This is a genomic window from Bradyrhizobium sp. (assembly GCF_028868675.1).
Lineage (GTDB): Bacteria > Pseudomonadota > Alphaproteobacteria > Rhizobiales > Xanthobacteraceae > Bradyrhizobium.
The window spans coordinates 1-11,300 of sequence record NZ_JAGWUA010000163.1 but is presented as its reverse complement, the minus strand read 5'-3'; the positions used below and the strand labels follow the sequence as shown (position 1 = coordinate 11,300).

The 11,300-nt window shown below is 66.9% G+C and carries 14 protein-coding genes and 2 tRNA genes; 5 read left to right on the top strand and 11 right to left on the bottom strand.

Translation table 11 applies throughout. The features are described from left to right. Nucleotides 1-5 precede the first annotated feature (5 nt). The 9 genes from KGM94_RS18945 to KGM94_RS18905 form a co-directional block, all read right to left on the bottom strand. Nucleotides 6-81: transfer RNA gene (locus tag KGM94_RS18945), tRNA-Phe, on the bottom strand. 186 nt (nt 82-267) lie between these two features. Then, nucleotides 268-450, bottom strand: coding sequence for a DNA gyrase inhibitor YacG (gene yacG, locus KGM94_RS18940; RefSeq protein WP_300262767.1), 183 nt, complete (start codon nt 448-450; stop codon nt 268-270). Between the two features lie 152 nt (nt 451-602). Then, on the bottom strand, nt 603-1,232 hold the full coding sequence (locus tag KGM94_RS18935; RefSeq protein ID WP_300262765.1) for a Maf-like protein: 630 nt from the start codon (nt 1,230-1,232) through the stop codon (nt 603-605). A gap of 195 nt (nt 1,233-1,427) precedes the next feature. Beyond that, nucleotides 1,428-1,892: an arsenate reductase ArsC gene (locus tag KGM94_RS18930; RefSeq protein ID WP_300262762.1), complete on the bottom strand. Its 465-nt coding sequence runs from the start codon at nt 1,890-1,892 to the stop codon at nt 1,428-1,430. Nucleotides 1,893-1,898: 6 nt separating this feature from the next. Further along, the gene (locus tag KGM94_RS18925; protein ID WP_300262759.1) at nt 1,899-2,396 is read right to left on the bottom strand and encodes a UPF0262 family protein; all 498 of its coding nucleotides are present in this window, start codon (nt 2,394-2,396) and stop codon (nt 1,899-1,901) included. Beyond that, nucleotides 2,393-3,688 carry a histidinol dehydrogenase gene (gene hisD, locus KGM94_RS18920; RefSeq protein WP_300262754.1) on the bottom strand — a complete coding sequence of 432 codons (1,296 nt, stop codon included), beginning with the start codon at nt 3,686-3,688 and terminating at the stop codon, nt 2,393-2,395. Before hisD ends, KGM94_RS18925 begins: the two co-directional genes overlap by 4 nt. Before the next feature lie 161 nt (nt 3,689-3,849). Next, a complete protein-coding gene (locus KGM94_RS18915) occupies nt 3,850-4,302 on the bottom strand; it encodes a DUF2948 family protein (protein ID WP_300262750.1) in 453 nt (150 codons plus the stop codon). A 132-nt stretch (nt 4,303-4,434) separates the two neighbouring features. Beyond that, nucleotides 4,435-4,743: an EthD family reductase gene (locus KGM94_RS18910; RefSeq protein WP_300262746.1), complete on the bottom strand. Its 309-nt coding sequence runs from the start codon at nt 4,741-4,743 to the stop codon at nt 4,435-4,437. A gap of 126 nt (nt 4,744-4,869) precedes the next feature. Beyond that, nucleotides 4,870-5,055, bottom strand: coding sequence for a hypothetical protein (locus KGM94_RS18905; RefSeq protein WP_300262770.1), 186 nt, complete (start codon nt 5,053-5,055; stop codon nt 4,870-4,872). Between the two features lie 319 nt (nt 5,056-5,374). Between KGM94_RS18905 and KGM94_RS18900 the strand changes: the two genes are divergently transcribed. The 5 genes from KGM94_RS18900 to KGM94_RS18880 all read left to right on the top strand — a co-directional run bounded on the left by KGM94_RS18900 (nt 5,375) and on the right by KGM94_RS18880 (nt 9,037). After that, nucleotides 5,375-5,449 (top strand) — tRNA-Thr (locus KGM94_RS18900). A 127-nt stretch (nt 5,450-5,576) separates the two neighbouring features. Beyond that, nucleotides 5,577-6,872, top strand: coding sequence for an O-acetylhomoserine aminocarboxypropyltransferase (locus KGM94_RS18895; RefSeq protein WP_300262743.1), 1,296 nt, complete (start codon nt 5,577-5,579; stop codon nt 6,870-6,872). 3 nt (nt 6,873-6,875) lie between these two features. Next, the gene (locus KGM94_RS18890) at nt 6,876-7,658 is read left to right on the top strand and encodes an alpha/beta hydrolase (protein ID WP_300262740.1); all 783 of its coding nucleotides are present in this window, start codon (nt 6,876-6,878) and stop codon (nt 7,656-7,658) included. Between the two features lie 69 nt (nt 7,659-7,727). Further along, nucleotides 7,728-8,231: a DUF6496 domain-containing protein gene (locus KGM94_RS18885; RefSeq protein WP_300262737.1), complete on the top strand. Its 504-nt coding sequence runs from the start codon at nt 7,728-7,730 to the stop codon at nt 8,229-8,231. A gap of 74 nt (nt 8,232-8,305) precedes the next feature. Then, nucleotides 8,306-9,037: a 3-oxoacyl-ACP reductase family protein gene (locus KGM94_RS18880; protein ID WP_300262734.1), complete on the top strand. Its 732-nt coding sequence runs from the start codon at nt 8,306-8,308 to the stop codon at nt 9,035-9,037. A 29-nt stretch (nt 9,038-9,066) separates the two neighbouring features. Here the strand turns inward: KGM94_RS18880 and KGM94_RS18875 are convergent, their stop codons facing one another. Beyond that, nucleotides 9,067-10,707, bottom strand: coding sequence for a lysine--tRNA ligase (locus KGM94_RS18875; protein WP_300262730.1), 1,641 nt, complete (start codon nt 10,705-10,707; stop codon nt 9,067-9,069). Nucleotides 10,708-10,921: 214 nt separating this feature from the next. Further along, the coding region (locus KGM94_RS18870; protein ID WP_300262727.1) for a transporter substrate-binding domain-containing protein at nt 10,922-11,300 on the bottom strand (379 nt) is incomplete at its 5' end.

Sequence of the window (11,300 nt, the reverse complement as noted above, 5' to 3'; positions counted from 1 at the left end):
AGTCATGGTGCCCAGGGGCGGAATCGAACCACCGACACTGCGATTTTCAGTCGCATGCTCTACCAACTGAGCTACCTGGGCGTGCTCTGACGAAGGGCCCAAGGGCCATCGAGCGGGCGGTTTATAGTGGGCGAAAGCGGGCCTGTCCACCCACGCTTCGCCTTCGGCCTCGCGTGGCGCAGCCGTGCGAGGCCGAAGGCGAAGCGTGCCCGGCGCAGCCCCCAGGGCGAACACGGGCTTCAGATTTAAGATATTGATATATCAAAACTATTCGACGTCACCCTGCTCGTCGTCGCGGCCGGGGATGACGTAGCGGCCGGACAGCCAGCGGTTCAGGTCGACGTCGCGGCAGCGTGACGAGCAGAACGGGCGGGTGGCCTGCGCGCTCGGCTTGCCACAGATCGGGCAGGTCTTTTGCGGGCCGGCGGGTTTTTTGACTTGGTCGTCCATGATGGGGCCAGCGTACACGAAGTTCGGCATTCACGCGCGGGGGCGGCGATCAGGCCGGCCCGCCCCACTGTGCATGGGGTTGAACCGCATATTTCTTGGAGACGTCCCCGCGCACCCTTCGACGCGCGCCCCGGTCTCGAACCGACCGCGCCTCACACCGCGACCGCGTTGAGCCAGCCATAGCGGATCGGAAAACCCTCGCCGCCGAGCAGCGTCGTGGTCTCGTAGAGCGGCAGGCCCACCACATTGGTGTAGGAGCCGACCATCTTGACCACGAAGGAGCCGGCGATGCCCTGCACCGCGTAGCCGCCGGCCTTGCCGCGCCATTCGCCGGAGCCGATATAGGCTTGGATGTCGTCCTCCGACAGGCGCTTGAAGCGTACGCGGGTCTCGATCAGGCGCTGGCGAAAGGCCTCGCGCGGGGTGACGAGGCAGATCCCGGTATAGACGCGGTGGTTGCGGCCCGAGAGCTGGCGCAGGCACTGCGCGGCCTCGTCGACGAGATTGGCCTTGGGCAGGATGCGGCGGCCGACCGCCACCACGGTGTCGGCGGCGAGGATGAAGGCGCCGCGCAGCTCGTCGTCGAGCTGCACCGACTTCAGCGCCGCATCGGCCTTGGCGCGCGCCAGGCGCGTGGCGCAGGCGCGCGGCAGCTCGCCGCGCTTCGGCGTCTCGTCGATGTCGCCCGGCCGCAACGCATCAGGCTCGATGCCGGCCTGGTTGAGCAGCGCCAGGCGGCGGGGCGAACCGGAGGCGAGAACGAATTTGGGGCGGCCGAGCATCTGGGATTTTTTGGGGAGCGAGGCAGGGGTGGACTGGCGCGCGGAACCTATCGGAAGGGGACTCGTTTCACAACCCGGAAACCTGCGCCGGAATCGGACGATTCGCGCCTTGGTAAGCGTGTGCCTCTCGTCCGTGACGCGGCTGTTACGCGGATCTCGCATCCCGGATGCGGCGCGGCGTCCGGGGCACGCTGCTTACCCGCTCGCCGCACCCGTCTTGGCAAAGCGCCGCCGGATGCGCATCGAAAGCTGGTCGCAGACCTCGCGATAGGCGGCCATCTTCTGCTCGCGGTTGCCCTCCGCGGTGGTCGGATCCTGGGTCGGCCAGTACTCGACGTCGGCCGCCAGCGTCCGCGTCAGCTCCAGCGCCTTGTGATGGGCTTCCGGCGACAGCGTGATGATGAGGTCGAAATTCAACCCCTCCCAGTCCTCGAGCTCCTCGAAGGTGGTGGGCTTGTGGCCGGAGATGTCCTGGCCGAGCTCGGCCATGACGGCGACCGCGAACGGATCGAGCTCGCCCTTCCTGACGCCGGCCGACCTGACGTAGAGCGCCTGCGGAAACATCCGGCGCAGCAGGCTCTCGGCCATCGGCGAGCGCACGCTGTTCAGGCCGCAGGCGAACAGCACCGATTGCGGATTGCGTGCGCCGTGCGCAGCCATCCGGGCTTAACCCTTCCAATGCAAGACGGTGATGAGCGTGAACAGGCGCCGCGCGGTCTCGAAATCGACCCGCACCTTGCCCTTCAGCCGCTCCTGCAGGGTGCGCGATCCCTCGTCGTGGATGCCGCGGCGGCCCATGTCGATGGCCTCGATCTTGTCCGGCGTCGCGGTGCGGATCGCCTGGTAGTAGCTGTCGCAGATCATGAAGTAGTCCTTCACGATCCGCCGGAACGGCGTCAGCGACAACAGATGCGCGACCACGGGCGTGCCGTCGGCGCGGCGGATGTCGAACATCAGCCGGTTGCCGGTGATGCCGATATGCAGCGTGAACGGGCCCTTTCCGTCGGCGCCTTCCGGCGCGAACAGGTTCTGCTCGATCAGGTCGTAGATCGCGATCGCGCGCTCGTGCTCGATGTCGGGCCCGGAGCGGCCGATCGATTCCTCGTCGAGCGTGACGCTGACGATGCGGTTCTGCGAGTCGTCCTGTTCGCCCGGCCTGGTCATGACGGATTGAGGCGCAATCCAACCGAGCGCGCATGGGCGTCGAGCCCCTCCGCCTCGCCGAGGGTCATCGCGGCCGGGCCCAGCGCGCGGAGCTGGTCGGGGCCGCATTTCAGGATCGAGGTGCGCTTCATGAAGTCGTGCACCGAGAGGCCCGAAGAGAAGCGCGCCGAGCGCGCGGTCGGCAGCACGTGGTTGGAGCCGCCGACATAGTCGCCGATCGCCTCCGGCGTATGCGCGCCGAGGAACACCGCGCCGGCATTGCGGATTTGGCCTGCGAGCGCGTCCGGATCCGCGGTCATGATCTCCAGATGCTCGGCGGCGATGGCGTCCGCGAGCGGAACGGCCTCGGCGAGGGTCTTCACCGTGATGACGGCGCCAAAGTCGTTCCACGAGGCGCTTGCGATCGCCGCGCGCGGCAGCGTCTTCAGTTGCGAGGCCACCGCCGCCTCGACGTCGGAGGCGAGCCGCGGACTGTCGGTGATCAGGATCGACTGCGCGCTCGCGTCATGCTCGGCCTGCGCCAGCAGGTCGGCGGCGATCCAGTCCGCGTTGCCGGTGTCGTCGGCGATGACGAGCACCTCGGAGGGGCCGGCGATCATGTCGATGCCGACCTTGCCGAACACCAGCCGCTTGGCGGCGGCGACATAGGCGTTGCCGGGGCCGACGATCTTGGCGACCGGCGCGATCGTCGCCGTGCCGTAGGCGAGCGCGGCCACCGCCTGCGCGCCGCCGACGCGATAGATCTCGGTGACGCCGCCGAGTTTCGCCGCCGCCAGCACCAGCGGGTTGAGCCTGCCGTCGGGCGCCGGCACCACCATCACGAGGCGGCCGACGCCGGCGACCTTCGCCGGCACCGCGTTCATCAGGACCGAGGACGGATAGGCCGCGGTGCCGCCGGGCACGTAGAGGCCGGCGGATTCGATTGCCGTGTAGCGCCAGCCGAGCTCGACGCCGAGCGGATCGGTGAAACGCTCGTCCTTCGGCAATTGCCTGACGTGAAACGTCTCGATGCGGTCGCGCGCGAGCTCGAGGGCGTCGAGCGTCTTGCCGTCGCAGGCCTTCACCGCCGCCTCGACCTCTGCGGCCGAGATGCGCAGCGAGCCGGCATCGAGCTCGAGCCGGTCGAATTTGCGCGTCGCCTCGATCAGGGCGGCATCGCCGCGGGCCGCGACGTCCTGGACGATGGTGCGCGCCGCCGCCTCGACGTCGGCCGAGACCTCGCGCTTGGCGGCCAGAAAGCTCGCAAATCGCTGGTCGAAATCGGCGCTGCTGCGGTCCAGGCGGATGGGCATTTTGGCTGATCGTTTCGGCTCGTTCGGGGCTCGGCTCGCCCCCTTGCTCAATGGCGCGGCGGGCTGGCGGCGTCAACCCTCGGAAGGCTCCCTCCTGCGAAGCGAGCGCAGCGAACGCGGGCCGGAACGACCCAGGCGTGATGACGCCGCCGCGCCGTTCTTCACCCGGCCGTTCCCAGTCCATCCTCCTCCCCGACCTCCCCGGTCCCGAGGTCGTCCGGGCCGAGGTCGGTGAGCTCGCATTCCAGGCATTCGACGTCGAGCCGGATGGCGCCGCCATGGGCGAACAGCAACAGCGTGCTGCCGCCGGGGTCGTCGTGGGGATGAAACTCGATGCCGACGAGGTCCAGCACCTTGTCGGGCGCCGCGAGGTCGATGTTGCGCGACTTGCAGGCGAGCACCCGGTCGAAACGGAGCGCGGCCAGGAGCCGGCGCGGCTCGGTCTCGCCGTGCAGCGTCTGCTCCCAGTCCAGCCGGCTCAGCCCGATCACCAGCCGCTTGTCGCCCTGCCGCCAGATGATGTCGGAGGTCTGCACCCGCGCGTCCTGCACATGGGTCGAGATGACGGCGAGGTCGTCGGCGTCGAGCGCGATCAGTTTGAGCTGGGAAGTCATCGCCGGTCCCTCTTGCGCGGATTGCGCACGGTTATACGGCGAAGCGCCTCGGCCTGGCAAAATTCGCCCCTCCCGGCGGAAGAGACGATCAGGCAAACACCATTGGCTTGAAGCGGCGCCGATGCGCGCGGATCACACCTCGCTTGTGTCGAACATCTGCATCTCGACGCCGCCGCTGGCGAATTTCGGCACGTCGGCGGCGGCCGCCTTGCCCTCGGGAGTGCCGAAAGCCTTCTGGATGTCCGCGAGGCTGTCGAAGGTGAGAACGGCGATGAGATGGAATTGCGACGGGCCGCCGGGCGTCACGACCGGACCCTTGCTGACGGCGTATTTCTTCAGGCCAGGGAGCTTCTTTGCGATCGGCACGTGCGTCTCGAAATAGTACTTGTCGAAGACCGCGGCATCCTTGGGCGTCTTGTAGAGCACGACGAGTTCGGCCATTTCAGTCCTCCCGTAAAGACCTGTGCCTGTTCCCCTCACGGTGGGGAGCGTGCAGAGCACGCATCCCGAAGGATGAGGGAACGGAGCGCGAGACATCAAATCACATTCGCGTCCCTCGCATCCCGTTCATTCGCCGCTCTTGCCGGCGATCTCACGGCGTGGGGTGGCTTCGTCCTTGTGCGAGGTGTCGGCCTTGTCGCGCTCGCGCGCCTGCAGCTTCCGCCGCTTCAAATTTTCGCGCAGCGCCGACTTCAACCGGTCCTGTCGGGAGTTGCCGGTCCGTCCTGTCGTCTTGTCGGTCTCGTCCGTCATCATCATGGCTCGTCAAAGGTGATCGGCCGCAGGATGCCAGCGAACCGCGACAGCTCAAGGGGCCACACGCGGTCAGAGATGAACAAGTCAAGAGAATGGGTCGAATTCGGGGGTGGCAGCCAACTGACCAACCGGCGGAGAACGGCGCCAAATCCGGCGAAATCGGCGGCTTTTCGGTCGAAATGACCCTGAGCCACCCGCGATCGACCCGATTTTGTCGCCTCAGCCGGCCCGGCAAGCTTGCGCGGAAGGGGGGCTTGTGGCATGCATCGCCCCGCTTGGCGGGCCCACATGGCGGCCCGATTCTTCGCCAGCATTTGCTGCCGTAGCTCAGTGGTAGAGCACTCCCTTGGTAAGGGAGAGGTCGACAGTTCAATCCTGTCCGGCAGCACCAGCAAGGCCCGGAACATCCGGGCTTTTTCATTTTCGGCGCCGACATCTCCGGATCTTTCGACGGCTGACGCGCCACGCCGTTTTGTGGCACAACGGCCGCCTCCGCCGACTGACCGATGAGGCCACGCATGCCCGCGCCGAAACCGCCCGCCTTCGAGACCCTGAGCCTGCATGCGGGCCAGCATCCGGATCCCACGACCGGCGCCCGCGCGGTGCCGATCTATCAGACCACGTCCTACGTGTTTAGGGATGCCGACCATGCGGCGGCGCTGTTCAACCTGGAGCGCGCCGGCCACATCTATACGCGCATCTCCAATCCGACCATCGCCGTGCTGGAAGAGCGGCTCGCCGCGCTGGAGGGCGGCGTCGGCGCGATCTGCACCGCGAGCGGCATGGCGGCGATGCATCTCGCCATCGCGACGCTGCTCAATGCCGGCGACCACATCGTCGCCTCCGCCTCGCTCTATGGCGGCACCATCAACCTGCTCGCGCACACGCTGCCGCGCTTCGGCATCACCACGACGTTCGTGAAGCCGCGCGACCTGGACGCCTTCCGCGCCGCGATCCGGCCGAACACGAAACTCGTGATCGGCGAGACCATCGGCAATCCCGGCCTCGAGGTGCTCGACATTCCGAAAGTCGCTGATATCGCGCATGAGGCGAAGATTCCGCTCTTGATCGACAACACCTTCGCCACGCCCTATCTCAGCCGGCCGATCGAGCTCGGGGCCGACATCGTCATGCATTCGGCGACCAAGTGGATCGGCGGCCACGGCATCGCGATCGGCGGCGCGATTATCGACGGCGGCCGCTTCGACTGGCGCGACTCGGGCAAATTCCCGGTCCTGACCGAACCCTATGCCGGCTACCATGGCATCGTCTTCGACGAGCAGTTCGGTACCGCCGCTTTCATCATGCGCGCGCGCACCGAAGGCCTGCGCGATTTCGGCGCCTGCCTGTCGCCGACCAACGCGTTTCAGCTGCTGCAGGGCGTGGAAACGCTGGGGGTGCGCATGGACCGCCACATGCAGAACACGCACCTCGTGCTCGAGGCGTTGAAGGCCAACAAGGCCGTCGACTGGGTGCTGCACCCCTCGCTGGAAAATCATCCCGACCATCAGCTTGCAAGAACGCTCCTGCCGCGCGGCGCCGGCTCGATCGTCTCGTTCGGCATCAAGGGCGGCCGCGCGGCGGGACGCAAGTTCATCGAGTCGCTGCGCATGATCAGTCATCTCGCCAATGTCGGCGACGCCAAGACGCTGGTGATCCATCCCGCCAGCACCACCCATCAGCAGATGGATGCCGCGCAGCTCAAGGCCGCCGGCATCGGGGAAGAGCTGGTGCGGCTGTCGGTCGGCATCGAGGCGGCCGGCGACATCATCGACGATCTCGCCCAGGCGCTCCGCATCTCGCAGAAGGTTTGAAACATGAAGCTCTCCGTCAACGGCGCCGAGGTGTTTGTCGCGACCGGCGGCCGCGAATTCGATGCAAAGCTGCCGGCAGTCGTGTTCATCCACGGCGCCGGCTTCGACCATTCGACCTGGGCCCTGCATACGCGCTGGTTCGCCCATCACGGCTTTTCCGTGCTGGCGCCAGACCTGCCCGGCCACGGCCGCTCGGCAGGCCCTTCGCTCGGCAGCATCGCGGAGATGGCGGACTGGATGGCGGCGCTGCTCAAAGCCGCGGGCGCTGCGAAAGCGCATCTGATCGGCCATTCCATGGGATCGCTGATCGCGCTGGACACGGCGGCGCGGCATCCGGACAAGGTTTCGGCGCTCAGCCTGATCGGCACGGCCGCGACCATGACGGTCGGCCCCGACCTGCTCAAGGCGGCCGAGGCCAACGACCAGGCCGCGATCGACATGGTCTCGATCTGGGGCCTCGGCCATGACGCCGAGCTCGGCGGCAGCCTCGCGCCGGGGCTCTGGATGCACGGCGGCGCGCAGGCCGTGCTGAGGAATTGCAAGCCGGGCGTCCTCTACAGGGACCTGGCCGCATGCAATTCCTATGCGGACGCGCTTGCTGCGGCTGCGACCATCAAGGTGCCGACCACGCTGATCCTCGGCGAGCGGGACATGATGACACCGCCCAGGGCCGGCAAGACGCTCGCCGCCGCGATCCCGCATGCCCGCACCGTCGTCATTCCCGGCGCCGGCCATACGATGATGGCCGAACGTCCGGACGAGCTGCTGGCAGCGCTGAAAGGTTGAAACGGATCGATCTTCCGCCTCGGGCGTTGCGGTCAGGTATCCCGGTCAACACCAGAGGGAACTTGACTCATGCCGAAACAGGAGACCATCCGCAAAGCCAAGCGCGACAAGCGTGCGGGCAAATCGCCGAGCACGCAGGCCAGTGAGTTCGTCAAGGACGAGATCGACAAGATCCGCCGCGGCGAGCATGGCGCGCGCTCGACGCGTCAGGCCATCGCGATCGGCCTCTCCGAGGCGCGCCGCTCCGGCATCGACCTGCCGCCGCCGCGGAAGGGTCGGACCAAGAAGGCCACGCGGCGTAGCGCCAAATATGCCTACGAGGCCGGCCAGGGCAAACGGCACCCGAAGCGCCGCCCGCGCGTCTCGCGCGCTGTGAAGGCCGTCCTGAAGAAGGAGCCGCGCGCGAGCGCCTCGCACAGCGCGCTGTCGCGACAAGGCAAGCGTGCCGCGAGCCGCCGCAGCGCGGCCGCGCGATCAGCCGCGGCACGCAAGGCGAGCCGAACCAAGGGCGCCAAGGCGCGCTCGACGGCCGCGAAGAAGGCGGCTCGCACCCGGGCGCGTCACCGCCGCTGAGCGCCAGATCTGACGCGCGCCCGTCGCCGTGTTAGCATGGTTCACCGGGGAGCAGACGCGCGGGAGAGCAAACCATGGCAGACAGCTTGAAGGGGCGTACGGCGCTCGTCACCGGCGGCTCGCGCGGCATCGGAGCTGCAATCTGCAAGCTGCTGGCGAAAGCCGGCGCTTCCGTCGCCGTCAATTGCCGCGAGCGGATCGATCAGGCCGATGCGCTTGCCGACGAACTCCGCAAGCATGGCGTCCGGGCCGTCGCGATCGCCGCCGACGTGTCGCAGCGCGATGCGGTCGGCAAGATAGTCGAACGTGTCGCGGCCGAACTCGGGCCGATCGACATCCTCGTCAACAATGCCGGGATCGCGATCACGCGCGGGGTCGATGATCTCACCGAAGATGATTTCGATCGGACGATTTTGGTCAACCTCAAGTCCGCCTTCCTGTGCACCCAGGCGGTGCTGCCCATGATGCGCGCCAAGAAATGGGGTCGCATCGTCAACATCTCCTCGGGCGCGGCGCGCGGCGCAGGCTCGATCGGTCCGCACTACAACGCGTCCAAGGCCGGCATGGAGGGATTGACGCGCGGCTATGCCGCGCGGCTGGTGAAGGAGGGCATCACCGTCAACGCCGTGGCGCCGTCGCTGATCGAGACCGACATGATGAAGGGCGCGCCGCAGCTCGTCAGCCGCATTCCGCTCGGCCGCTTCGGCACCGCGGAGGAAGTCGCCAAAGCCGTGATGCTGCTGGTCGACAATCCCTACATGACCGGCCAGACCATCGCGTTGAGCGGCGGCATGGCATTCAACTAACTTAACTAACCTACTCAGCGCCGTGGCCCCTACGCGCTCCGCGCCAGCGCGCCGTCGATCATGTTGACGGCATTGCCGATACCGTAGACCGCGACGAAGGAGCCGAAGCGCGGACCCTTCTCCTGGCCGAGCAGCACCTGGTAGAGCATGTTGAACCAGTCGAGCGTGACGCCGGGGCGGCCGTCCTTGCCCTTCTTGACCTGGTCGAGGAACGGATCGCGGCGGCCGATCTCGTAGACCACGTTCTGGATGTCTTCGGCGGAGGAGTCCTGCGGCAGTTGCGACAGCGCGTCGCGAAGATCCTGCAGCGCCGCGCGCTCGGTCTCGTTCGGCTCGCGGAACTGTTTCGTGGGCGCCACGAAGTCGCGATAATAGTTGATGGCGTAGCCGACCATCGCATCCAGCTTCGGATGCGTCTTCGCAGTCACGCCGGGCCGGTAGCGGCCGATGAAGCCCCACAGCGTCTCGGCGTTCTCCGCATTCGACGACGACACCAGCGTCAGCAGGAGTTGGAACGTGACGGGCATATCCGCCTTGGGCGGACGGCCGCTGTGGATGTGCCAAACGGGATTGCCGAGCTGCTGCCTGGCATCCTGCCGCGGGAAACCGTCCAAGAACTGCTGGTAGTCGTCGACGTTGCGCGGGATGACGTCGAAATAGAGCCGCTTCGCCGCCTTCGGCTCGCGGTACATGAACAGCGACAGCGACTCCGGCGAGGCGTAGCGCAGCCATTCGTCGATGGTGAGACCGTTGCCCTTCGACTTCGATATCTTCTGGCCCTGCTCGTCGAGGAAGAGCTCGTAGTTGAAGCCTTCGGGCGGCGTGCCGCCGAGCGCACGGACGATCTGGCCCGACAGCTTCACGGAATCGATCAGGTCCTTGCCGGCCATCTCGTAGTCGACGCCGAGCGCGGCCCAGCGCAGCGCCCAGTCGGCCTTCCACTGGCACTTGACGTTGCCGCCGGTGACGGGTGTCTCGACCTCCTCATTCGTGTCGGGGTCCACATAGGTCACCGTGCCGGCGGCGACGTCGCGGCGGATCATCGGCACCTGCAGCACGACGCCCGTGGTCCTGCTGATCGGCAGGAACGGCGAATAGGTCGCACGGCGGTCCGGGCCCAACGTCGGCAGGATGATCGCCATCACCTTGTCGTAGGCGGCGAGCATCTTGAGGAGCGTCGCATCGAAGCGGCCCGAGGTGTAGTACTCGGTCGAGCTCGCGAATTCGTAGTCGAAGCCGAAATGGTCGAGGAAGGCGCGCAGTCGCGCATTGTTGTGCGCGCCGAAGCTGTCATGGGTGCCGAACGGATCGGGCACGCGCGTCAGCGGCTTGCCGAGATTGGCTTCAAGCGGTCCCTTGTTCGCCACGTTGTCCGGCACCTTGCGCAGGCCGTCCATGTCGTCGGAGAAGGCGAGCAGGCGCGTCTTGATCTTGTCCTCGGTCAGCACGCGGAAGGCGTGGCGCACCATGGTGGTGCGCGCGACCTCGCCGAAGGTGCCGATATGCGGCAGTCCCGACGGGCCGTAGCCGGTCTCGAACAGCACCTCGTCCTTCGGATGCTTCTTCAGTCGCGTGACGATCGCCTTCGCCTGCTCGAACGGCCAGGCGTTGGATTGTTCGGCGAGCGCACGCAGGTCGCTCGGATTCGCGGCGAGATCGATCACAGACATCTGGAGGCCTCCGGGCCGCGGAAATTAGCGATTTCCGGTCAAAATGCAAAAGTTGCGGATCACCGGGACCCACACACCGTCATAGCGATCGGGTCCGCGCGAAGCGCGGCCCGATGACAGGCTCCGCAAAGCAATCCAGAATCTTTCCGCGGAAACACTCTGGATTGCTTCGGAGCTCACGCTCCTCGCAATGACGGCGTGGCTGCCACCAGCGCTAGAACGGGCTCACCGAGAAGTAGCGCAGCCACAGATCGGTGTAGCGGCCTTTTTCCCAGACGCGGAACAGCGCCCAGTTCAGCGCCTGCCGCAGCAGGTCGTTGCCCTTGCGCACGGCAATGCCGATGCCCTCGCCGAAATAGCGGCTCTCGACGAAGGGGCCGCCGGAGAAGGCGCAGCAGTCGGCCGAGTCCGTGCCGTTGATCCAGAACGCAAGCGAGATGGCGTCGCCGAAGATGAAATCGACCTCGCCGCGGCGGAGCGCGGCGCGCAGCGCGTCGTCATTGGGATAGCCGTGCAGTTCGGCGTCGGTGAACATCGCCTTCAGATAGGCCTCATGCGCGGAGCCTGCGATCACGCCGACCTTCTTGCCCTCG